This is a genomic window from Hymenobacter sp. DG25A, from assembly GCF_001280305.1.
In the GTDB taxonomy this organism is placed as follows: domain Bacteria; phylum Bacteroidota; class Bacteroidia; order Cytophagales; family Hymenobacteraceae; genus Hymenobacter.
On the sequence record NZ_CP012623.1, the window covers coordinates 3602444 to 3622697 of the forward strand.

At 57.2% G+C, this 20254-nt stretch carries 23 protein-coding genes and 1 tRNA gene; 11 read left to right on the forward strand and 13 right to left on the reverse strand.

Features of this window, described 5'->3' with window-relative positions; all coding sequences use genetic code 11:
- Nucleotides 1–58: 58 nt before the first annotated feature.
- Together AM218_RS15425 and mnmC2 are read right to left on the reverse strand one after the other, a co-directional pair.
- Nucleotides 59–574 (reverse strand): hypothetical protein, encoded by a 516-nt coding sequence (locus tag AM218_RS15425; RefSeq protein ID WP_157547688.1) that lies wholly within the window; start codon nt 572–574, stop codon nt 59–61.
- Between the two features lie 61 nt (nt 575–635).
- Nucleotides 636–1343, reverse strand: coding sequence for a tRNA (5-methylaminomethyl-2-thiouridine)(34)-methyltransferase MnmC2 (mnmC2, locus tag AM218_RS15430; protein WP_231717508.1), 708 nt, complete (start codon nt 1341–1343; stop codon nt 636–638).
- Nucleotides 1344–1361: 18 nt separating this feature from the next.
- On the opposite strand from mnmC2, the gene AM218_RS15435 reads away from it, so the two are divergent.
- Nucleotides 1362–1790 (forward strand): thioesterase family protein, encoded by a 429-nt coding sequence (locus tag AM218_RS15435; RefSeq protein WP_054414867.1) that lies wholly within the window; start codon nt 1362–1364, stop codon nt 1788–1790.
- Nucleotides 1791–2119: 329 nt separating this feature from the next.
- The gene (gene rlmN / locus AM218_RS15440; protein ID WP_054415691.1) at nt 2120–3187 is read left to right on the forward strand and encodes a dual-specificity RNA methyltransferase RlmN; all 1068 of its coding nucleotides are present in this window, start codon (nt 2120–2122) and stop codon (nt 3185–3187) included.
- Between the two features lie 139 nt (nt 3188–3326).
- On the opposite strand, the gene AM218_RS15445 is transcribed toward rlmN, so the two are convergent.
- The 3 genes from AM218_RS15445 to AM218_RS15455 form a co-directional block, all read right to left on the reverse strand.
- Entirely contained in the window at nt 3327–4295 is a 969-nt protein-coding gene (locus AM218_RS15445; protein ID WP_054414869.1) for a YihY/virulence factor BrkB family protein, read from the reverse strand.
- 62 nt (nt 4296–4357) lie between these two features.
- A complete protein-coding gene (locus tag AM218_RS15450; RefSeq protein WP_054414872.1) occupies nt 4358–5086 on the reverse strand; it encodes a DUF3891 family protein in 729 nt (242 codons plus the stop codon).
- An 88-nt stretch (nt 5087–5174) separates the two neighbouring features.
- Nucleotides 5175–6173 carry an NAD-dependent epimerase/dehydratase family protein gene (locus AM218_RS15455; protein WP_054414874.1) on the reverse strand — a complete coding sequence of 333 codons (999 nt, stop codon included), beginning with the start codon at nt 6171–6173 and terminating at the stop codon, nt 5175–5177.
- A gap of 176 nt (nt 6174–6349) precedes the next feature.
- On the opposite strand from AM218_RS15455, the gene AM218_RS15460 reads away from it, so the two are divergent.
- A complete protein-coding gene (locus AM218_RS15460) occupies nt 6350–7126 on the forward strand; it encodes a patatin-like phospholipase family protein (protein WP_082318270.1) in 777 nt (258 codons plus the stop codon).
- Between the two features lie 99 nt (nt 7127–7225).
- Complete coding sequence (kbl, locus tag AM218_RS15465; RefSeq protein WP_054414878.1) at nt 7226–8473, forward strand: glycine C-acetyltransferase; 1248 nt, start codon at nt 7226–7228, stop codon at nt 8471–8473.
- Nucleotides 8474–8564: 91 nt separating this feature from the next.
- Here kbl and cdaA read toward each other — a convergent pair whose 3' ends face one another.
- Nucleotides 8565–9404, reverse strand: coding sequence for a diadenylate cyclase CdaA (gene cdaA, locus AM218_RS15470; protein ID WP_054414880.1), 840 nt, complete (start codon nt 9402–9404; stop codon nt 8565–8567).
- Nucleotides 9401–10219, reverse strand: coding sequence for a dihydropteroate synthase (gene folP, locus AM218_RS15475; RefSeq protein WP_316937424.1), 819 nt, complete (start codon nt 10217–10219; stop codon nt 9401–9403). The genes cdaA and folP overlap by 4 nt, the downstream gene beginning before the upstream one ends.
- A 225-nt stretch (nt 10220–10444) precedes the next feature.
- Between folP and AM218_RS15480 the strand changes: the two genes are divergently transcribed.
- The 5 genes from AM218_RS15480 (at nt 10445) to AM218_RS15500 (ending at nt 14658) form a co-directional block, all read left to right on the forward strand.
- Nucleotides 10445–11020: a DUF1599 domain-containing protein gene (locus AM218_RS15480; RefSeq protein WP_054414882.1), complete on the forward strand. Its 576-nt coding sequence runs from the start codon at nt 10445–10447 to the stop codon at nt 11018–11020.
- Nucleotides 11021–11046: 26 nt separating this feature from the next.
- Entirely contained in the window at nt 11047–12147 is a 1101-nt protein-coding gene (locus tag AM218_RS15485) for a BT_3928 family protein (RefSeq protein ID WP_054414885.1), read from the forward strand.
- 93 nt (nt 12148–12240) lie between these two features.
- Nucleotides 12241–13296: an ABC transporter permease gene (locus AM218_RS15490; RefSeq protein WP_054414887.1), complete on the forward strand. Its 1056-nt coding sequence runs from the start codon at nt 12241–12243 to the stop codon at nt 13294–13296.
- A gap of 91 nt (nt 13297–13387) precedes the next feature.
- Nucleotides 13388–13909: a shikimate kinase gene (locus tag AM218_RS15495; protein WP_054414889.1), complete on the forward strand. Its 522-nt coding sequence runs from the start codon at nt 13388–13390 to the stop codon at nt 13907–13909.
- Between the two features lie 77 nt (nt 13910–13986).
- Nucleotides 13987–14658, forward strand: a complete 672-nt coding sequence (locus AM218_RS15500; RefSeq protein ID WP_054414891.1) for a sterol desaturase family protein — start codon at nt 13987–13989, stop codon at nt 14656–14658.
- A gap of 76 nt (nt 14659–14734) precedes the next feature.
- Here AM218_RS15500 and AM218_RS16960 read toward each other — a convergent pair whose 3' ends face one another.
- The 5 genes from AM218_RS16960 to pheS form a co-directional block, all read right to left on the reverse strand.
- Nucleotides 14735–14905, reverse strand: a complete 171-nt coding sequence (locus AM218_RS16960; RefSeq protein WP_183073145.1) for a hypothetical protein — start codon at nt 14903–14905, stop codon at nt 14735–14737.
- A 149-nt stretch (nt 14906–15054) separates the two neighbouring features.
- A tRNA-Asn gene (locus tag AM218_RS15505) sits at nt 15055–15131 on the reverse strand.
- A gap of 96 nt (nt 15132–15227) precedes the next feature.
- Nucleotides 15228–15674 (reverse strand): Rieske (2Fe-2S) protein, encoded by a 447-nt coding sequence (locus tag AM218_RS15510; protein ID WP_044515901.1) that lies wholly within the window; start codon nt 15672–15674, stop codon nt 15228–15230.
- Entirely contained in the window at nt 15661–16554 is an 894-nt protein-coding gene (locus AM218_RS15515; protein WP_054414893.1) for a 3-hydroxyacyl-CoA dehydrogenase NAD-binding domain-containing protein, read from the reverse strand. Before AM218_RS15515 ends, AM218_RS15510 begins: the two co-directional genes overlap by 14 nt.
- 41 nt (nt 16555–16595) lie before the next feature.
- Nucleotides 16596–17633 carry a phenylalanine--tRNA ligase subunit alpha gene (gene pheS / locus AM218_RS15520; RefSeq protein ID WP_054414896.1) on the reverse strand — a complete coding sequence of 346 codons (1038 nt, stop codon included), beginning with the start codon at nt 17631–17633 and terminating at the stop codon, nt 16596–16598.
- Nucleotides 17634–17849: 216 nt separating this feature from the next.
- Between pheS and AM218_RS15525 the strand changes: the two genes are divergently transcribed.
- Nucleotides 17850–18392, forward strand: a complete 543-nt coding sequence (locus tag AM218_RS15525; protein ID WP_054414897.1) for a hypothetical protein — start codon at nt 17850–17852, stop codon at nt 18390–18392.
- 214 nt (nt 18393–18606) lie between these two features.
- The gene (locus AM218_RS15530; protein WP_054414900.1) at nt 18607–18939 is read left to right on the forward strand and encodes a hypothetical protein; all 333 of its coding nucleotides are present in this window, start codon (nt 18607–18609) and stop codon (nt 18937–18939) included.
- A 22-nt stretch (nt 18940–18961) separates the two neighbouring features.
- Here the strand turns inward: AM218_RS15530 and AM218_RS15535 are convergent, their stop codons facing one another.
- A complete protein-coding gene (locus AM218_RS15535) occupies nt 18962–20245 on the reverse strand; it encodes a M16 family metallopeptidase (protein WP_054414902.1) in 1284 nt (427 codons plus the stop codon).
- Nucleotides 20246–20254 lie beyond the last annotated feature (9 nt).

The following is a 20254-nucleotide window of genomic DNA, read 5'->3' on the forward strand; positions in this document are numbered from 1 at the left end:
TTTTTAGTTGTGCTTATGAATTAAATAATAATAAAAACGGCATCTATAAGTTTATTAATTAATCGAAAATAAGTGCAATATTATTTCTGCCGAATGGTTTGCTGAAGTCTGCCAACGAAGCGGGCTTTAATATGACTGTATCTCTAGTGTCAAATCTTATAATTTTCATTTTTATAATATTGTTAAAAATTTCATGTCTTTCATTCACTTGTGAATATGTAAAATCAGATAATCCTTCGCCATGCATTGAAGTGCCTGGATAAAGTGTTATCGAGTAAAACTCAAGATTGGCTGAAATTTTTTTGAAATATTCATGTTCAAATGATTTGTTAATTATTTCGTCGTCATCTATCGAATTTGAGTTAAGGTTCTGGTTTTCGATTTCCTTTAATTCGTTGAAGTATATTTCATTCTTGAGGGCATAGTTTCCATATGTTTCGGCAGATGGTGTTAGTGTATATTCAATGGTTATTTTATTTAATGTTTTATTTATTATATAAAAATGTGCCATCCAAGTGCAGCTGCTTAAGATTGCCATTAATAATAGTATTGCAATACTTGAAAGTAGTTTCATTTATTTGACGAGTATTATAGTATATGCAAAATTATGAAGCCCTAGCCAGTGAATTCTATTTCTATTCTCGCTTCCACGCCCGCGTCATCTCCCTTTTACCAGGAGGCCCGGGAATCTTCTCCACCTGCCAGCCCGCAGCCCGCAGACTGCGCTTAAAGGAGCCTTTGGCGCAGTAACTCACCAGGCAGCCATCTGGCGCGGTAGCAGCGTAGAGCTGGGCAAATACCTCTTCCGTCCACATATCCGGCTGCTTTTCCGGTGCGAAAGCATCGAAGTAGATAACGTGGTAGTGGTTGGGCGCTAGCTCGGTTTCCTGCAGCGCGCCAACTATTTTTCGGAGCAGCAACTGCGGAGCAACGCGTACCGGGGTATTCCAGGCGGCAGCGTGCAACTGCTCGTGGTACTGTTGCAATTCCGGATTCAGAATGTAGCGCTCAATGCCCAGTTGGCTGATAACCTCAGGCGGCAACGGGTATTTCTCAATGGTATCGTATTCAATGAGCACCGGGGACGTAAGGCTGCGCTGGAGGGTGAGCAGGGCGTTCAGGCCGGTGCCGAAGCCAATTTCCAGCACCCGCACCGGGGCCGTAGCGTTGGCTAGTGCGGGTTCCAGCCCCGCGCCCAGATACACGTGCATGGCTTCCTGCACTGCCCCGTGGGTGCTGTGGTAATGCTCGTTCAGGGCGGGCACGTATAAGGTGCTGGAACCGTCGCCGGTGGTCCGAACCTCTACCTTTGGTGTCGCCGCAAATTCATCCTTGCTCATCATTTACTTCCGCTTGAGTCTATGCCCCGTGTAAAAGTAGCTCTCCCCGCTTCATTCCTCCTCACGGTGCAGGTGCCCGTGCGCATCACCGACCTGAACTACGGCGCCCACCTTGGCAACGATGCCCTGCTGAGCATTCTGCACGAAGCCCGCGTGCAGTTCCTGCAGCACCTGGGCCACCCCGAGTTCGACCCCGCTACTAAAACCGGCCACATCATGGCCGACGTAGCCATCGAATACAAAGGCGAAGGCTTCTACGGCGACACCCTCCATATCCAGCTCGCCGCCGACGACCTCAGCAAATACGGCTTCGACCTGGTGTACTGGGTGCGCAACCAGGACGGCAAGGAAGTAGCCCGCGCCAAAACCGGCATGCTCTGCTTTGATTACAACACCCGCAAGCTCCTGCCCCTCACGGAAGAGTACGCGCAGAAATTGCGGGGAGAGTAGGTAGCTATAATGCCATCAGGCAGAGCATTGCGCGTACTGAAGTTATTATACTATCTGTCATCCTGAGCTGTGCGAAGGACCTTCTCACGCTAGCACGACAATCGTAACAATGACTCGTTGTAGCGTGAGAAGGTCCTTCGCACAGCTCAGGATGACAGGCGAAGCGGGAGAAATGCTCAGATGCCGCTCTGCCTGACGGTCAATGATTACATATTGCCTTGTCGGCGCGCAGTACAACGTTTGGTTTCGTGTGGATGGAACACAAGCGGGCATCGAGAATCAAATCCGTGGAACTCAAGCGCCTTCCGTGTTGTATCTTTGCGGCTATGATGATTGACCTGCCTGTAGTTTCCAAGCGCGACATTCGCAAACTCACCCCCGACGAGCTCAAAGCCTTTATGGTGGAGCACGGCGAGAAGCCTTTCCGCGCCAAGCAGGTGCTGGAGTGGCTGTGGAAGAACACGGCGGGTACGTTTGAGGAGATGAACAACATCTCGCTGGCCACGCGCGAGCTGCTGGTCAAGTACTTTGTTATCAACGGGGTACAGGTTCAGAATCAGCAGCTCAGCAACGACGGCACCATCAAATCGGCGTTCCGGCTGTATGATGGCAACATTGTGGAAGGCGTGCTCATTCCGCACGACACGCGCATGACGGCGTGCATCTCCTCGCAGGTGGGCTGCTCGCTCACGTGCAAGTTCTGCGCCACCGGCTACATGGACCGCAAGCGCAACCTGGAAGCTGCTGAAATCTACGACCAGGTAGTACGCATTAAGGAGCAGTGCGAATCTCAGTACGGCACACCGCTTACCAACATTGTGTACATGGGCATGGGCGAGCCGCTGCTGAACTACGCCAACGTAGTAAAAAGCATTGAGCGCATTACCGCCCCCGACGGCCTGAACATGGCCCCGCGCCGCATCACGGTCAGCACCGCCGGCATTGCTAAAATGATTAAAAAGCTGGCCGATGACGGCGTGAAGGCCAACCTGGCCCTCTCGCTGCACGCGCCCAACGATACCAAGCGCAACGAAATCATGCCCATCAACGAAGCCAATTCCCTGGCCTCCTTGAAGGATGCGCTCAAGCACTACCACCAGGTAACCGGCCGCAAAGTCACTTACGAGTACATTGTATTCGAGAGCTTTAACGACACGCTGGAGGATGCCGAGGAGCTGTTCCAGATTTCGAAGTGGATTCCCTGCAAGGTGAATCTCATCGAGTACAACCCCATCGAAAACGCCGACTACAAAAACACCGGTGAGGCCAAGCTGATGGCCTTCCTGAAGTACCTGGCCGACCGGGGCGTGCAAACCAACCTGCGCCGCTCGCGCGGCAAGGATATTGACGCTGCCTGCGGCCAGCTGGCCGTGAAGGAAAAGCCGGCTGCAGTTTAATATTTCTGATTTATATACTGGTCATGTCGAGCGCAGCCGAGACATCTCGCTAGTGTGGTGAATAATGTAATTACTACCACAACATCAGCACGCTAGATGTCTCGACTGCGCTCGACATGACCGTTTTATCCTGTTTAGCTTACGCCCGCCAACGACCCACGGCCCGGGGGCGGCCGGAGGAAATTTCCTCGTGGGTTTCGCCTTCCGGTACTTCGCGCACTTCTATGCGCACGGCGTTGGCTTTTGGCTGCACGCACTGGCCGTATTTATCGGCGAACTGCTGGGTGAACTCCGCCCCGAAGAAGATGATGAGTGCCGAGTAGTTAACCCAAATCAGCAGAATAATAGCTGAGCCGGCTGCCCCGTAGGTAGAGCCTGGGTCGGCCTGGGCAATGTAGAGGGCAATGAGATACTTGCCGACGACGAATAGCAGCGCCGTGATAAAAGCCCCGATCCAGACGTCGCGCCACCGGATAATGGCATCGGGCAGGAAGCGGTAGATAAGGGCAAACAGCGTGGTGGTGACGGCCAGGGAAAGGGTCAGGTCAATGAGGTGAATAAACACCACGGCCAGATCCGGGAGCAGCTGTTTGAGGTAGTCGGTGAAAGACGTGAGCACGGCGCTTATCACAAAGGAAATCAGCAGCAGCAAACCCACGCTCAGAATCAGGCCAAAAGACAGAAACCGGTCTTTCAGAAACTGCCAGATGTTGTTGCGGGGCTTCACCTTCAGATTCCAGATATCATTGATGCTTTCCTGCAGGGTAACAAAGAAGGTGGTGGCCGCAAAAATGAGGATGCCAATACCCACGGCAGCAGCGGCCCCGGTCTTTTCCTGCCGGTTGAAGTCGTTGATGGAATCCTGAACGAACTTGGCCGATTCGGCCCCTACCAGGGAGCTCAGCTGGTGAAACAGCTGGCCCGTTATAGCTTCCGACCCTAACACGGTACTGGCCGCGGTTATAACAATGATCAGCAGCGGCGGCAGGGAAAAAATAGTGTAGTAGGATAGCGCGGCGGCATGCCGAAACGAGTTGTTTTCCATGAAGGAATTCCACGTCGATTTCAGCAGGGTGAAAATATTAGAGAAGGAAAACGGGATAGGCATAGGGTGAAGGGTAGCGGGTAGGGTGTATCATACGGGCAGTTTCCAATTGCCGTTTGGCTGGGCTAGCGGGCCAGCTCCCAGCGGAGCGTTTCTACCGGGGCTTCCCGCAGGGCAGCGGCCAGCTCCTGGTCGTCGGCAAACTGCAGCTGCCGGAGCTGGCTGGCCTCCACGCTCACGGTTAACTGCTGCTCCCGAAACGGCCAGGGCGTTACCGTTACGGGCCCTTCGGCCGTTGGGCGGCTCACGTGGTAGCATTGCCCATCGGGCCCCTCATATATTTCCAGCTCCCGGCCCATTTCCGGCAGCTCCTGCCGGCACAAAATCAGGCTGAGCCGGTCGCACCAGTGCATGAGGTCGTAGGCCTGCTGGGCTTCTTTTTTGTTGAGCTTCAGCTCCCGGCGCCATTGCTTCTGCTGCGCCTCCTGCTCGGTGAGGAAGGTGTCAATGACTTTCTGTTCTTGGCGCAGTCCTTCATAAAGGGTATGCAGGTGCATGCTGGTAAGCAGGCTGCGCCAGCGGCCCTGAAAGCGGGCCGCCTTCATCACACCCTGGGCCTGCTCCAGAGAGAATTCCTTCATGGTGAAGTTGGCCGGCGCCCCGGCCGGCGTCAGGCTGTAGTGCCCGTCCCAGGGCCGCTGCTCATCATCGTGCTGGGCAATGGCGGCCAGCAGGCCCACCCATCGGTCGGAGGGGCCAAACGGCTGCCAGTGCCAGGCCAGCTGGGCCGCCAGCAGGGCGTGGGCCTGCTGGTAGATAATCTGCCAGCCATCGGGCGTATGGTTTACAATCATAGCAAGTAGACAACGGAAAAAGCCCCGTCGCCTGCCTATACGGACAGACGACGGGGCTTGTCGAATCTGGTGCTGGTTTTGGCGCCGGTTAGTGCGCTACGGTGGCCGTTTCAGCTACCTGCTGCCTGAGGTGTAGCAGCATATCGTTGGTCATTTTATCCAAGGTGAAATCCGGCTGCCAGCCCCAGTCCTGGCGGGCGCGGCTGTCGTCGATGCTGGCGGGCCAGGAGTCGGCAATCTGCTGGCGGGAGTCCGGCATATACGTCACCTCAAACTCCGGAAGGTGGCGCTGAATGCTGGCCGTAATTTCCTTAGGTGAGAAGCTCATAGCCCCCAGGTTGTAGCTGCTGCGGATTTTGATGCTGTCGGCCGGGGCGTGCATGAGGTCCAAGGTAGCCTTCAGGGCATCGGGCATGTACATCATGGGCAGGTAGGTGTCTTCCTTCAGAAAGCACTCATAGGGCTGGCCGGCCACGGCTTTGTGGTAGATGTCCACGGCATAGTCCGTAGTGCCGCCGCCGGGCAAGGATTTGTAGCCAATGAGGCCGGGGTAGCGCAGGCTGCGCACATCCAGGCCGTGCTTGCGGAAATACCACTCACACCACTGCTCGCCGGCCAGCTTGCTGATGCCGTAGATGGTGTTGGGGTTCATGATGGTGAGCTGGGGCGTGTTCTCACGCGGGGTATCGGGCCCGAACACGGCAATGCTGCTGGGCCAGTATACCTGCTGCACGCCCAGGTCTACGGCGGCATCCAGCACGTTAAACAGGCCATCCATGTTCAGCTGCCAGCCAAACTTGGGGTTCTTTTCGGCCGTGGCCGAGAGCAGGGCGGCCAGGTGGTACACCTGCTTGGGCTTATATTTTTGTACGATTTCTGTCAGGCGGTTCTTGTCCAGCACATCCAGCAGCTCAAAGGGGCCCGCTTCGTGCGTTTCCGCATCCTTGGGGGCGCGCACGTCGGCGGCTACTACGTTGGAGGCGCCATAGCGCTGGCGCAGCTCCTGGGTGAGCTCCAGACCCAGCTGACCGCCGGCTCCGATAATGAGAACTGTGTCGCCGGGGGTGCCGGGGGTGGAAGTAGCCATGCGCAAAGAAGACTGTGGGTGGGGGAAGAAAAGGCTACAAATATAAACGGATGGGGCGGTTATCCGGGTAAAGGCCATCGGCCGGATGATAGGTAAGCGGCAGTAAGAGCAAGCTGGTTTGCTTTAGTTGTGCGCTCAGTTCAGGAGAAAGGTGCTTTTGCCTACTTTTAGTCGATATGTATATCCCCGCTATGCGCCGTATTCTGATTGGCTTGAGCCTTTGTTGTAGTTTGTCTGGTGAGAGCTTGGCGCAGACCAAGGCGCCGCAGGCGTACCGGAACCTGGTGATGGAGGGTGGCGGTATCCGGGGTATTGCCTATGGTGGGGCCCTCAAAGAGTTGGAAACGCAGGGGATTCTGCCGGGCATACAGCGGGTAGGGGGCACCTCCGCCGGGGCCATTCAGGCGGCTTTGCTGGCCGTAGGCTACTCCCCCGATGAGATTATAGCCGTGGTAAACGATATGCCCGTGCAGCAGCTTAACGACGGCCGCCTCATCTTTTTTGGCGGCAGCAGCCGGCTGATCAAGCAGTTTGGCTGGTACCGCGGCGACAAGTTTACCCAGGTGATGGACCAGTTGGTGGCCCGCAAAACCGGCTCTGCCAACTATATCACCGGGCAAAAGCCGGCGCTGGCCTCACAACCGGTAGCTAACCCTGAAACGCTGGGGTTGCGGCTGGATCGGGCAGAGCAGATTACGTATGATTCTACGGCGACCGGCCGGCACCAACTCGCGCCTTACGCCATCAATAGTTTCAGTACCTACGTAGGCGCTTTGTACAACCTGGCCATTGAGAATCTGAACCCGGCGCGGCCCACCGACTGGTCGCGCACCATCAGCATCAACACCCTGCATTTTAGCCCCAAGATCAAGCGCCTGTCTACGGCGCAAAAAAAGGAACTGATGGACAGTGGCCAGCAGGGCGTGCAGCAGTTTTTGGCGCGAGGCAAGTAAACCCTATTGTCCGCTGCTTCGGCTGCAGATACACAAACTCATACCTTTGCACTTCATCCCACGGTTAGAAATTCCCCTTCACCCTTCAACCTCACCCCCATGTATACCACCCTCCAGCCCGACCTGCAGCAGCAGTTGCAGGAAATAAAAGATGCCGGCCTCTACAAAAAGGAGCGCATCATTACCTCGCCCCAGGGCGCCGAAATTGAGACGGAAGAGGCGGGGGAAGTGCTGAATTTCTGCGCCAATAACTACCTGGGCCTGTCCTCGCACCCGGAGGTAATTAAGGCGGCCAAAGAAGCCATTGATACTCATGGCTACGGCATGTCGTCGGTGCGCTTTATCTGCGGCACTCAGGATATCCACAAAGAGCTGGAAGCCAAGCTGGCTGAGTTTCTGGGTACCGAAGACACCATTCTGTACGCAGCGGCTTTTGATGCCAACGGCGGCGTATTTGAGCCCTTGTTCAACGAGCAGGACGCTATTATTTCCGATGCTCTGAACCACGCCAGTATTATTGATGGCGTGCGCCTGTGCAAAGCCCAGCGCTACCGCTACGTCCACAACGATATGGCCGATCTGGAGGCGCAGCTGCAGGACGCCGTGGCCAAAGGCACCCGCCACCGTATCATCGTTACGGACGGCTCGTTCTCCATGGACGGCACCATTGCCCAGCTGGACAAAATCTGCGACTTGGCCGATAAGTATGAGGCCCTGGTGATGATTGACGAGTGCCACAGCATGGGCTTCCTGGGCAAAACCGGCCGCGGCACCCACGAGTACCGCAACGTGATGGGCCGTGTGGATATCATTACCGGCACGCTGGGCAAAGCCCTGGGCGGCGCCATGGGCGGCTTTACTTCGGGCCGCAAGGAAATCATTGACATGCTGCGCCAGCGTAGCCGTCCTTACCTGTTCTCCAACACCCTGGCCCCGGCCATTGTGGGTGCCAGCATCCGCGTGCTGGACCTGCTCACGGAAAGCACCGAGCTGCGCGACCGGCTGGAGGAAAACACCAAATACTTCCGCGAGGAAATGACCAAAGCCGGCTTCGACATCAAGCCCGGTGAGCACCCCATTGTGCCCGTGATGCTGTATGATGCCAAGCTGAGCCAGGAGTTTGCGGCCCGCATGCTGGAGCATGGCATTTACGTGGTGGGTTTCTACTTCCCCGTGGTAGCCAAAGGACAGGCCCGCATTCGGGTGCAGATGAGCGCCGCCCACACCCGCGCGCATCTGGACAAGGCCATTGCGGCCTTTAAAGCCGTAGGCCAGGAACTGGGCACGCTGAAAGACCGTTCGGCCGCCCAGCCCGAAGCCGGTCAGGTGGTTATCAACACCCCGTAATGCCAGGTAGAGTTCATAAAAAAGGCCCGCCAGATGGCGGGCCTTTTTTATGAACTCTACCTGAGCTGTCAGCCATCAGCTAACAGCCAGATTAAGCGGCTACTTCTTCGGTGGAGAGCTTCTTGGGAGAGGAAGCTTTAGGCTCGGCATCGAACAGCATTTCATTCAGGCGGGCCCGCAGGTCGGAGGTAGACAGGTTGCGGTACACCTCGCCGGCGCGCACCAGGGAAATCTGCCCGGTTTCCTCGCTTACCACCAGCACCACGCTGTCTGTTACCTCGGAAAGGCCAATGGCGGCGCGGTGGCGCAAACCCAGGGAGGCCGGCACATCGGGGTTTTCGCTTACCGGCAGAATGCAGCGGGCCGCTTGTATGCGGTTGTTGGCGATGATAACGGCCCCGTCGTGCAGAGGGCTGGTTTTGTTGAAGATGCTCATCAGCAGGCGCTTGCTCACGGTGGCATCAATCAGGTCACCGGAGTCGGCGTAAAACTTCAGATCAGAGCCCATGCTGAACACAATGAGCGCGCCGGTATTCTTACCGGCCAGGCTCTTAGCGGCTTCTATGAAGGGCATGATGTTCATTTTCTCGGCGGTAGAATCGCGCCGCCAGGAGAACACGCGCATGCGCTCCAGCGTGGTGGCCTTGCCAATGGTGAGCAGAAACCGCCGGATTTCCTGCTGAAACAGGATAATGCTGGCCAGCACGCCCACGCTCATAAACTGCCCCAGAATGGTGGTCAGCAGCTCCATGCCCGCGGCCCGCACCACCAGGTACAGCAGGTAAATCGACATCAGCCCCAGGAAAATCTTCAGCGCTACGCTGCCGGTCAGCAGCTTGTAGAGCTGATAAAACAGCGCCGTAACCAGCAGCACGTCCACTACGTCCAGCCAGCCAATGCGCAGGAAGCCGATGGTGAAGGAGCCAATCACGGGGAGGAAGGAGTTGAGTATGTGTTGAATACGAGCTGAATGGTTTGCATAGCTTCGGCCACGTCATGTACGCGCAGGAGGCGGGCGCCGTTGAGTAGCGCTATGGTATTGACGGCTACAGTACCGGTAAGGGCTGCATCCGGGGTGAGTCCCAGCGGCTTAAAAACCATGGATTTGCGCGACAGCCCAGCCAGAATAGGCAGGCCCAGCACGCGCAGCTCATCCATGCGGCGCAGCAGCTCGTGGTTTTGGGCCGAGGTTTTGGCAAACCCGAAACCCGGATCCAGAATAACGTCTACCACGCCGGCAGCCCGCAGGGCCGCCAGCTTATCCCGGAAAAAGCGCACCAGCTCCGTCACCAGGTCCTCGGTGTAGTGCGTGTGCTGGGCCATGTCCTGCGGGGTGCCGCGCATGTGCATGAGCACGTAGGGCACACCCAGGCGGCCAACCGTGGCCACCATATCGGCATCCAGGGTGCCCGCGCTGATGTCGTTGAGAATGTCGGCGCCGGCGGCTACGGCTTCGGCGGCTACGCTGGCCCGAAAAGTATCAATGGAAAGAAAGGCCTCCGGAAACCGCTGCCGCAGGGCCTGCAGAGCCGGTAATACCCGGCGTTTTTCCTCCTCCTCGCTTACCTCAGCGGCGCCTGGGCGGGTGGAGTAGCCGCCCAGGTCCAGCACGGCAGCCCCGGCCGCGAGCATGGTTTCGGCGCGGCGCAGCAGGTCATCGGTGGCGCTTATGCGGCTGCCGGCAAAGAAGGAATCGGGCGTGAGGTTGAGGATACCCATTACCTGCGGGCGGCGCAAATCCAGCACGCGGCCACGTGGGCAACACAGCGTTTGCCTCACCGAAAAACACGTATCTTTCGCGGCCTGGGGTAGCATAGTAATGGAAGCGCTCAGGTACTCAAAAACCAGGTTTTGGGGTAAAGAAACCAGGTTTCTTCCATACGGTTGCGTCAGGGCGGTACGAGGCCGCGGGCGCAATCGGGTTTCCAAGGCCCCAAATACCCAAGATTCCAACAAATTAGGCTGAAAATCTTGCAGAACCAAACCCAGCACGAGTACGACGCCGTTATCGGGCACTGCCGGAAGCTGTTTCTGGCCAAGTCCCACGACTATGGCACGGCCTGGCGCATTATGCGCCTGCCCTCCATCACCGATCAGATCTACATCAAAGCGCAGCGCATCCGCTCCATTCAGGAGAAAGGCACTCAGCGCGTGGCCGAAGGCATCGACGAGGAGTTTGTAGCCATCATCAACTACTGCCTCATTGCCCTTATGCAGCTACACCTGCCTCTGGAGGCGCCGCTGGAGCTGCCCGTAGAGGAAGTAACCGCCGCCTATGACCGGGAAGTGAATACCACGCGGGAGCTACTCTTCGCCAAAAACCACGACTACGGCGAGGCCTGGCGGCACATGCGCGTGGAAAGCATCACCGATATCATTCTGATGAAGCTGCACCGCACCAAGCAGATTGAAGATCTGGCGGGGCAAACCAAAGTATCGGAAGGGGTGGAGGCCAACTACCGGGACATGCTCAACTACGCGGTTTTTGCGCTTATTAAGCGCGGGCTGGCCGCTGCGCCCCAACCAGAATCGGCCCACACAGTTTAAGGCTACGAACGTACACGGATTTTCTTATGAGGTTAGTTACCCGCATTTGCTGGTTGTTGCTGGGAGTGGTGTTTATTTTCTCCGGCCTGGTGAAGCTGAATGACCCGGTGGGCACGGCTCTGAAGCTGGAGGAATACTTTGAGGTGTTTTCGCAGGATTTCGGGCAGTTTTTCATGTGGTTTTATCCGCATGCCCGCACCATCTCGCTTATTCTCAGTACCATGGAAGTAGTACTGGGCGCGGCCCTGCTGCTGCGCTGGCACCTGCGCAAAACCCTGTGGGCGCTGCTGGCCCTGCTGGTCTTCTTTGGCTTTCTCACCTTCTACTCGGCGGCCTTCAACAAGGTAACGGACTGCGGCTGCTTCGGCGACTTCATCAAACTCACGCCCTGGGCTTCCTTCACCAAGGATATGATTCTGCTGGCCCTGTGGCTGGTGGTATTCTTTGGACAGCGCTACCTGCGGCTGGTATTTGCCAAAGGTACGCTGGGCGTGATGTACATCACCATTGCCGCCGCGGTAGCGGCCGGTATTGGCGTGTATGCGCTGGGCCACCTGCCGTACTTCGATTTCCTGCCTTACAAGGTGGGCAACAACATTGGCAAGCTGATGCAGTCCTCGGCCCCCTTGCGCTACAAATACATTATGGCGCGCAATGGCCAGACGCAGGAGTTCAACGAGTACCCCACGGATACCACCTGGAAATTCAAGCAGATGGTGGCCCTGAACCCCGAAGATGCCCCCAAAATCACGGACTTCCGGGTGTGGAACGATGAAGGCGACTATACCCAGGAGATACTGAAAGGCAACAAGCTGCTGCTCATCATCCAGAATGTGAACAGCGCCGACCGGGACCGGTTCGACAAGATGAATACCATGATTCTGGCCGCTGATTCTTCCAAGCGGGACATCAAAACGGTGGTGCTCACCAGCAGCAACCCCGCCGACTACGATGCCTTCCGCCACGAGGTAAACCTGCCCGCACCTTTCTACTACGCCGATGCCACGGTATTGAAATCCATGATTCGCTCCAACCCCGGCATTATTCTGCTGGAAAATGGCGTGGTGAAAGGCAAGTTTCATTACCACGATATTCCTACCCGCGAAAAGCTGGAAGAGCTGCTATAATTCAGTTGCGGGTGGCCGGTTGTCAGTCGTCAATTCGCTCAAGGAGTGTCTGACAACTGACAACCGGCCACCCGCAACTGGCAACTGAACAAGATGATCTGGTTTATTCTCAGCCGTCTGGGGCAGGGCCTCCTGATACTGGCCGGCGTAGCTCTCACGGTATTCTTTCTGTTTAACGTGCTGCCCGGCGACCCGGTAGCCCTGCTGGCCGGCCAACGCTCGGATGAAGCCACGCGTGCGGCCATTGCCGCCGACCTGGGCCTGGACAAGCCCCTGCCGGCCCAATTGCTGGGCTACCTCAATGATGTGTCGCCGGTAGGCGTGCACCCCCGTGACTCCGTGGGCGTAGCCAAGTACGGCGGCGTTACGCTGGTGCCGCTGGGCGAGCAGGCCGTGGTACTGAAAAAGCCCTACCTGCGCCGCTCCTTTCAAAGCAACAAAGAGGTACTGCTGATTTTGCTGGACCACTTTACCGGCACTATGTGGCTGGCGCTGGCCGCCATGCTGCTGGCGGCGGTACTGGGCATTCTGTTTGGCGTGCTGGCCGCCCTGCGCCCCCATTCCTGGATTGACCGCACGCTGATTACCACGTCGGTGCTGGGAATTTCAGTTCCTTCATTTGTGGCCGCTATTCTCATTGCCATGACGTTCGGCTTTTACTGGAGCCGCTGGACGGGCCTGAACCTGACCGGGCAGCTATTCGAAACAGACCCCTTCACGGGCCGCCACCTGGTGCTGCGCAACCTGCTGCTGCCGGCCTTCGCGCTGGGCATCCGGCCGCTGGCGGTTATCACCCAACTCACGCGCAGCTCCATGCTGGATGTGCTGAGTCAGGATTACATCCGCACGGCGCGGGCCAAGGGGCTTTCCAGCTACCGAACCGTGATGGGCCACGCGCTGAAAAATGCCCTGAACCCCGTCGTTACGGCGGTGTCCGGCTGGCTGGCCTCCCTCATGGCCGGGGCATTTTTCATTGAGTATATCTTCAACTGGAAAGGCCTGGGCACCGTCACGCTACGCGCCGTAGAAAACCTGGACTTCCCCGTGGTCATGGGCTCCACCATCTTTATTGCCGCCTTGTTTGTGGTAGTAAATATTGCGGTAGATGTCCTGTATGCCGTCCTCGACCCGCGGGTAAAACTGGGGTAAGCGTTAGGTTGAATGTAGCGGGCCAGCTGGTCTGGCTTTTGTTAATCTGCTTCTCGTCACTACTGGTAGTTCTCTAAAACCGTTTTCACCTATGCGTCTGTTTCTGATTGGGATGCCGGGCGCCGGGAAAACCACGCTGGGGCGCGCGCTGGCTACTCTGTACGAGCTGCCTTTTCTGGATCTGGATGAGGAAATTGTCCGGCAGGAGCAGCGCAGCATCCCGGACATATTCGGGGCCGAGGGGGAGGCTTATTTCCGCCAGCGCGAAGCGGCCGTGCTGCGGGAAGTGGTGCAGCAGCATCCGCGACTGGTGCTGGCCACGGGGGGCGGCACGCCCTGCTTTCATAACAATATGGAAGTGCTCCTGCAGGAAGGCCTCCCGCTTTACCTGCACGTGCCGGTCGAAGAGCTGGCGCGGCGGCTGCTCTCCGAAATGGCGGCCCGACCTTTGCTCTCGCATTTACCCGATGCCACTGCCCTGCAGCAGCAACTTCTCGAAACACTGAGCCGTCGGGAGCAGTTTTATGAACGTGCGCCTCTGCGCTGCACGGGTTCCGGCTGTACACCGGAGGCCGTCAGCCACTTAGTTTCCCGTTTTCTGACTACCAGTTAAGGGTTATGGCCAAAATGGATGCCGTTCTGCGGGTTGATGCGTACTTTTGCCTATTGAATCTGAGCTAACCGTTTACTATGAACAATTCCTCTTCTGCTGCCGAAGCCCAAACGACGCCGGTGAAAACGCCCGATGCCATTAAGCCCAAGCACAAAGGATCGGCCCGTTTATTCGAAAACCCTACGCTGGAGCGCCTCACGCACACGCACATTGCGGCGCCGCTCAGCATCTTCTTTGCCGTAGCGGCTGTCAGCCTCTACTATGGCCTGAGCGAGGGCCTGCTGTCGGGCCTGAGCGCCATGGGCCTGTTTATGGCGGGCTGGTTCCTGTTCACGTTCGTGGAGTATCTGATGCACCGCTTCGTGTACCACATGGACACCAATACGCCCGGCAAGGCCAAGTTTCAGTACACCATGCACGGCGTGCACCACGAGTATCCGAAAGATAAGACCCGCCTGGCCATGCCGCCTATCCTGACGGTGTTCGTAGCCTCGCTACTGTTCTTCATCTTCCGGTTCGTGTTCGGCAACGCCGGGTTTGGGTTGCTGGCGGGTTTTGTGTTTGGCTACGCGCTGTACCTGTTTGTGCATTACGCCATCCATATGTATGCCCCGCCAAAGAACTTCCTCAAGTTCTGGTGGCATCACCACGCTCAGCACCACTACAAGCAAGATGAAATTGCCTTTGGCGTGAGCACCACGCTGTGGGACCACATTATTGGCACCATGCCCAAGCAGCGCAAAGCATAGCAGCGCCTGCCGTTCCGTAAAGCACAAAAAGGGAGCCCGAAGGCTCCCTTTTTCTATAATATGCTATACGTAAAGACTAGCGACGTACGCGGCCGATAATCCACCAGATCAGCAGCACTACCAGCACCACGCCGATAATGCCCGTCCAGGCACCGGCTTTAAAGATGTCGCCAACTACTTCGCAGCTGCTCAGCGAAAAGGTGAGCAGCACCAGGCACATGGCCAGAAAAGGACGATACAGTTTCATAGGAGTTGCGGGAGAGAGTGAGAGAGCAGCGGCCCCCTTGGGCCGCCCTATACTGCCTGATACTGCCTTATTCCCGAAAAAGTTGACCTATGCTAAGGGCCTGAACGCACAAAACCCCTCGTCGCGGGGGCGAACGAGGGGTTTTGTGGTGGCGCTCCCTCCTGGGCTCGAACCAGGGACCCTCTGATTAACAGTCAGATGCTCTAACCGGCTGAGCTAAGGAAGCGGTTATGGCGACGATTATCTATCGTTGCGGGTGCAATATTAGGGCAGAATGCGGGTTTCTACAAGCTTTTGCCTGAAAAATATTTTCAAAAACCGCCTAATTCGTGATTGTCAGCAGATTGCCGGACAAGGCCGTGTTGTATTGCCGGAGCGGACGGGCACCGGGTCCCGCCTGCAACTGGCCATCGAGCCCAAACTGGGAGCCGCAGCACTTATCTACCAAAAACAGGCGGGAGGAATCAATTTCCACCCGGGCGCAGGAGTCGAAGGGGCGATAGGGGCAGTTGCGCTCAAACGCCAGGTAGGTACTGGCATTCTGCCGAACGATAATCAGCCCTCGCACGCCACCATCGTGCTCTACGGCCCCGCGGTCAAAGCGCAGCTGCTGGTACTCCTGGTTGGTCAGGTTGATAACCTCATTGACTACGGCCAGGGGAATCTGGGGCTCGGCTTCGGAGCCATTAGAGCCGCAGGCAGCCAGCAGCAGCGCCCCACTCAGCAGGCAGGCAAAACGCTTGAAAAGGCGAAAATCAGGAGTAGTCATAAAATCCTCGGCCGGTTTTGCGACCGTGCTGGCCGGCATCTACTTTCTGCTGCTGAATACGGCTGGGTCGGAATTTAGGATCGAAGTGGAAGGCTTCAAACATGGCGGAGGTAACGGAGAAGTTAGTATCTACGCCAATCAGGTCCATCAGACGGAAAGGGCCCATGCGGAAACCGGTGGCTTCCATCAGCTCATCCACCACCTGAAAAGGCGCAACCTGCTCTTCCACAATCTTGAGGCCCTCTACGTAGAAATGACGGGCCACCCGGTTTACAATGAAGCCGGGCGCATCGGCCGCCCGCACGGGCTTTTTGCTCAGTTTCTCTGCCAAGGCAAACACGGCATCGGCTATGGCCGGAGCCGTGGCCACCCCGCTGATAACCTCCACCAGCGGCATGAGCGGCGCCGGGTTGAAGAAGTGCATGCCCACCACCCGCTCAGGGTGCTGAATGGGTGCGGCCAGCCGCGTGATAGGCAACGACGAGGTATTGGACGCCAGAATGGTGGATGGGCCGTTGAGCGCCGCCAGCTCCTGAAACAGCTGGTGCTTCACGCTGAGCTTCTCCACCACGGCTTCCACAATCAGGTCGGCCTGCACGGTGGAAAGGTCGGTGGTGGGGCGCAGGCGGGCCAGGGCGGCTTCCCGCTCGTCGGCAGTCAGCTTGCCTTTCTCCACCAGCTTGCTCAGGCCGGCTGCAATGCTCCGCTGGGCTTTCGTTAATACCCCCTCATTAATATCGAAGAGGATGGTGGGAAAGCCGTGCTGCACGCATACCTGCGCAATGCCCAGCCCCATGGTGCCCGCGCCAACAATAGCAATGGTGCTGATGCCGGGCTGCTGATCGGTGGGGCTGAGTGGCTGGGCAGATGAATCGGACATAGAAGCAGACGTTATTTCAAAAGAACAGGGAACCAGCCGGTTTATTGCACGCCCTCAAACTGACGCAGGAAACGCATGTCGTTTTCCGTGAACAGGCGCAGGTCTTTGATCTGATACTTAAGCATGGCAATGCGCTCAATACCCATGCCCCAGGCGTAGCCGGAGTAGCGCTCCGGGTCGATGCCGGACTGCTCCAGCACGGCGGGGTCTACCATGCCGCAGCCGCCAATTTCTACCCAGCCCGTTTGCTTGCAGATGTTGCAGCCCTTGCCTTTGCAAATCAGGCAGGTGATGTCTATTTCCGCGCTGGGCTCGGTGAAGGGGAAGAAGGAAGGGCGGAAGCGCACCTGCACATCGGCCCCGAACAGCTCCTGCACAAAGTAGTACACGGTCTGCTTGAGGTCGGCGAAGCTCACGTTTTCATCCACGAACAGTGCCTCCACCTGATGGAACATCATGTGGGCGCGGGCCGAAATGGCCTCATTGCGGTACACGCGGCCGGGCATAATGCTGCGGATGGGCGGCTGCTGGGCCTTCATCACGCGCACCTGCACCGGGCTGGTGTGCGTGCGCAGCACCCATTCCTGCTCGCCGGGGGTGCGGTGTACAAAGAACGTGTCCTGCATATCCCGGGCCGGATGGTTTTCGGGGAAGTTCAGGGCCGTAAAGTTGTGCCAGTCATCCTCAATTTCCGGACCCTCGGCCACGTTAAAGCCAATGCGGGCCAGAATGCGCGTAATTTCTTCACGCACCAGGCTCAGCGGGTGGCGGGTACCCAGGGCATTGGGTACGGTGGGCAGGGTGTAGTCGAAGGTAGGGTCGGCGGGGGCGTTGCTGGTGGCGGCCTCCAGCTGCTGCTGGCGCTCCTCAAAGCGGGCCTGCGCCAGCTGCTTGAGCTGGTTAAGCTGCTGACCCACAGCCCGACGGTCTTCCTGGGGTACGGTTTTCAGCTGATCAAATAAATCAGCCAGTTGTCCTTTACGACCCGTGAAAGCAATGCGGAACTGCTCCAGCTGTTCCGGGGTTGTAAGGTCGTAGGCTTCAATGGCGGTCTGCAGCCGCGTGATATTCTCCTGCATAGTGTTACAAAGGTACACGCTCCCTGCAAACCGCAGGCACACACTTTTTGATGGTCTTTCCTTACGCAAAAGCGTATTGCATCATATCGGGCTGATATAAAAATATAATTAACTTGATAAATTATATAATTAATATAATAAATAACTTCACTTTTTTTGTAGTTTACCCGTCCGCTTTTCACCCCAGACTCTCACTCGTAGAACCTCATATTTGCCATGCAAAAATCTGTTTTCTTCTGGCTGTTGGCAGCAACTACCGTAAGTAGCTCCGTTGCCCTGGCGCAGCAAACCGCAACCCCCGCGCCTGCCACGCCGGCTACTACCACGCCGGCGCCCGCCACCACCCCACCTGCCTCCGATGGTTTTGGAGCCGCTACCCCCACCACCAGTGATATCGACGGCATGCAGGTGGCCCCTGGGTTTACCGCCGCCCCCGCCGCCCGGGTAACCACCGACTACCGCGGGCGCCCCATTCCCCGGTATGTACGGCGTAAAGTAGCCGAGCCCTGGGGTGTTCCGGCGCCGGCAGCACCTGCTCCGGAAGCAGCCCCCGCTGTTTCCTCTGATGCGAATTCGCAGGCTGGTGATGCTCTGGGTGGTCAGAGTGTAGAAACAACGGAGCCCGCCGTAAAAGCTATGGCTCCTACCAGTACTTCCACTACCGCTAAGAAGCCCGCCGCGGCTCCCGCTAAAAAAGCCCCGGCGCCAGCGCCCAAAAAGAAGAAGACTACTTCCGGCTGGGATTCCGGCGGATGGTAAGCACTAAGATTCTTTTATAAAGAATGCCCAAATCTTATGATTTGGGCATTCTTGTTTTACAGTCTATTGGCTTGCTATTTGCTGGTATTTACTCTATTAAATCCTGTTAAAATACAGAAAATTGTTGCCCACTGCTTAAATCGGCTTATATATTTCACCTATACCCTTCACGCAGATGAAACTCAGCAACCTACTATTCCTGCCAGCAGCGTTTATGTTGCTGACTGCACCGTCTGGGCTGGCCCAGACCCGGAAGGCTACCAAACCTGCCTATCACCGCAGTAGCAGCACGCACCCAAAACCCCGGGCCGGTGCGTACTCCCGCCACGATGCTTCTAAACGCCGTGGTGAAGAACACCTGCAGCTGGCCCCCGGTATGCGGCTGAATATGCCCAGCCCGCCCACCACGGATTATATGGGCCGCCCGCTGAAAAAGAAGCCCGCCAAACCCGTTTCCGGCGCTTCCAGCTTATCCTCCAAAGCCGGAAGTGCCCCCGCCGTTAAACGTCCGACCACTACGCCCCGGAAATCCCCTAAAAAGCGCTGATACGGCGGCTGTATTCCTCTTCTTAAACCGATGCGCTGACCTCTTCCGAATCGGAAGTAGCGGCTACGCTGTCCTGGGAGTGGTAACGGAGGGTGCTGCTGTTTTCGGGACGCAATACTTCCTGTGCTGCGGCCAAAATTGCCTCGGGCGTTACGGCCTGAATCTGGGCACTTTCCTGGTTGATTAAATCGGCATTGCCCATCAGCTTGCAGTAGGCCAGGTTCATGGCCCGGTTCAGGAGCTCAATTTCTCCGAATACAATACTGGCTTCGGCCTGATTTTTTACTTTCTCCAGCTCTTCGCTGCCTACCGGGGTGGTGCGCAGCTCGGCTACTACCTTTTCTACGGCGGCCTCGGCCTGCTCCAGCGAAACCCCGGCGTTCAGGCGGCCGCTAACCACCACCAGCCCGGGCTCCAGGGAGCCCGTAACGGAGGCAGAAATAGAGTTAAACAACGGCTCGTCCTTCACCAGCTGCTGATACAGGCGGGAGGATTTGCCCCGGCCCAGCACGTCGCTCAGCAAATCGACGGTGTAATAAGCGTCATCGGTGCGGGCGGGCATGTGGTACACTTTGTAGAAGGCGTTCAGAGGCACATCGGCGGTTACATCCAGTGTGCGGGCCTGGGTCTGGCGCGGCTCCTGGGGCAGGTTGCGCTCGTAGCGGGTGCCGCCCGGAATGGGGCCAAACCATTTTTCAGCCAGGCGCTGGGCCTCGGCCCGGGTAACGGCCCCGGCTACCACCAGAATGGCGTTGGCGGGCGAGTAGTGCTTGGTAAAGAAGTTGCGCACCTGCTGCATGGTGGCTTCTTCTATATGGCTGATTTCCTTGCCAATAGTGGCCCAGTTGTAGGGGTGCACCTGGTAGGCGAGGGGGCGCAGCTTCAGCCACACGTCGCCGTAGGGCTGGTTGAGGTAATTCTGCTTGAACTCTTCCACCACTACCTTGCGCTGCACTTCCAGCCCGTTTTCGGAGAAGGCCAGGCTTAGCATTCGGTCAGATTCCAGCCAAAAACCGGTTTCAATGTTGGCGGCGGGCAGCGTGAGGTAATAGTTAGTGATATCGGGGGAGGTGAAGGCATTGTTCTCGCCGCCCACCAGCTGCAGGGGCTCGTCGTAGCTGGGGATATTCACCGAGCCCGAGAACATCAGGTGCTCAAACAAGTGCGCAAAGCCCGTGTGGGCCGGGTCTTCGTCGCGCGAGCCTACATTATAGAGAATATTAAGCACCGCCATGGGCGTGCTGTGGTCTTCGTGTACAATGCAGCGCAGGCCGTTATCGAGGGTGAATTCTTCGAAATGAATCATAGGAGGGTG

Bases quoted from the DNA above. Each gene is read 5' to 3' on its own strand.
- AM218_RS15535 (WP_054414902.1), bottom strand. From the start codon at position 20,245: ATGATTCATTTCGAAGAATTCACCCTCGATAACGGCCTGCGCTGCATT.
- rlmN (WP_054415691.1), top strand. From the start codon at position 2,120: ATGATTGACCTGCCTGTAGTTTCCAAGCGCGACATTCGCAAACTCACC.
- AM218_RS16960 (WP_183073145.1), bottom strand. From the start codon at position 14,905: ATGAAACTGTATCGTCCTTTTCTGGCCATGTGCCTGGTGCTGCTCACC.
- AM218_RS15510 (WP_044515901.1), bottom strand. From the start codon at position 15,674: ATGACTACTCCTGATTTTCGCCTTTTCAAGCGTTTTGCCTGCCTGCTG.
- mnmC2 (WP_231717508.1), bottom strand. From the start codon at position 1,343: ATGATGAGCAAGGATGAATTTGCGGCGACACCAAAGGTAGAGGTTCGG.
- AM218_RS15530 (WP_054414900.1), top strand. From the start codon at position 18,607: ATGTTGCTGACTGCACCGTCTGGGCTGGCCCAGACCCGGAAGGCTACC.
- AM218_RS15525 (WP_054414897.1), top strand. From the start codon at position 17,850: ATGCAAAAATCTGTTTTCTTCTGGCTGTTGGCAGCAACTACCGTAAGT.
- kbl (WP_054414878.1), top strand. From the start codon at position 7,226: ATGTATACCACCCTCCAGCCCGACCTGCAGCAGCAGTTGCAGGAAATA.
- AM218_RS15495 (WP_054414889.1), top strand. From the start codon at position 13,388: ATGCGTCTGTTTCTGATTGGGATGCCGGGCGCCGGGAAAACCACGCTG.
- AM218_RS15435 (WP_054414867.1), top strand. From the start codon at position 1,362: ATGCCCCGTGTAAAAGTAGCTCTCCCCGCTTCATTCCTCCTCACGGTG.
- AM218_RS15485 (WP_054414885.1), top strand. From the start codon at position 11,047: ATGAGGTTAGTTACCCGCATTTGCTGGTTGTTGCTGGGAGTGGTGTTT.
- AM218_RS15500 (WP_054414891.1), top strand. From the start codon at position 13,987: ATGAACAATTCCTCTTCTGCTGCCGAAGCCCAAACGACGCCGGTGAAA.
- AM218_RS15515 (WP_054414893.1), bottom strand. From the start codon at position 16,554: ATGTCCGATTCATCTGCCCAGCCACTCAGCCCCACCGATCAGCAGCCC.
- AM218_RS15455 (WP_054414874.1), bottom strand. From the start codon at position 6,173: ATGGCTACTTCCACCCCCGGCACCCCCGGCGACACAGTTCTCATTATC.
- AM218_RS15460 (WP_082318270.1), top strand. From the start codon at position 6,350: ATGTATATCCCCGCTATGCGCCGTATTCTGATTGGCTTGAGCCTTTGT.
- AM218_RS15425 (WP_157547688.1), bottom strand. From the start codon at position 574: ATGAAACTACTTTCAAGTATTGCAATACTATTATTAATGGCAATCTTA.
- AM218_RS15490 (WP_054414887.1), top strand. From the start codon at position 12,241: ATGATCTGGTTTATTCTCAGCCGTCTGGGGCAGGGCCTCCTGATACTG.
- pheS (WP_054414896.1), bottom strand. From the start codon at position 17,633: ATGCAGGAGAATATCACGCGGCTGCAGACCGCCATTGAAGCCTACGAC.
- AM218_RS15450 (WP_054414872.1), bottom strand. From the start codon at position 5,086: ATGATTGTAAACCATACGCCCGATGGCTGGCAGATTATCTACCAGCAG.
- AM218_RS15445 (WP_054414869.1), bottom strand. From the start codon at position 4,295: ATGCCTATCCCGTTTTCCTTCTCTAATATTTTCACCCTGCTGAAATCG.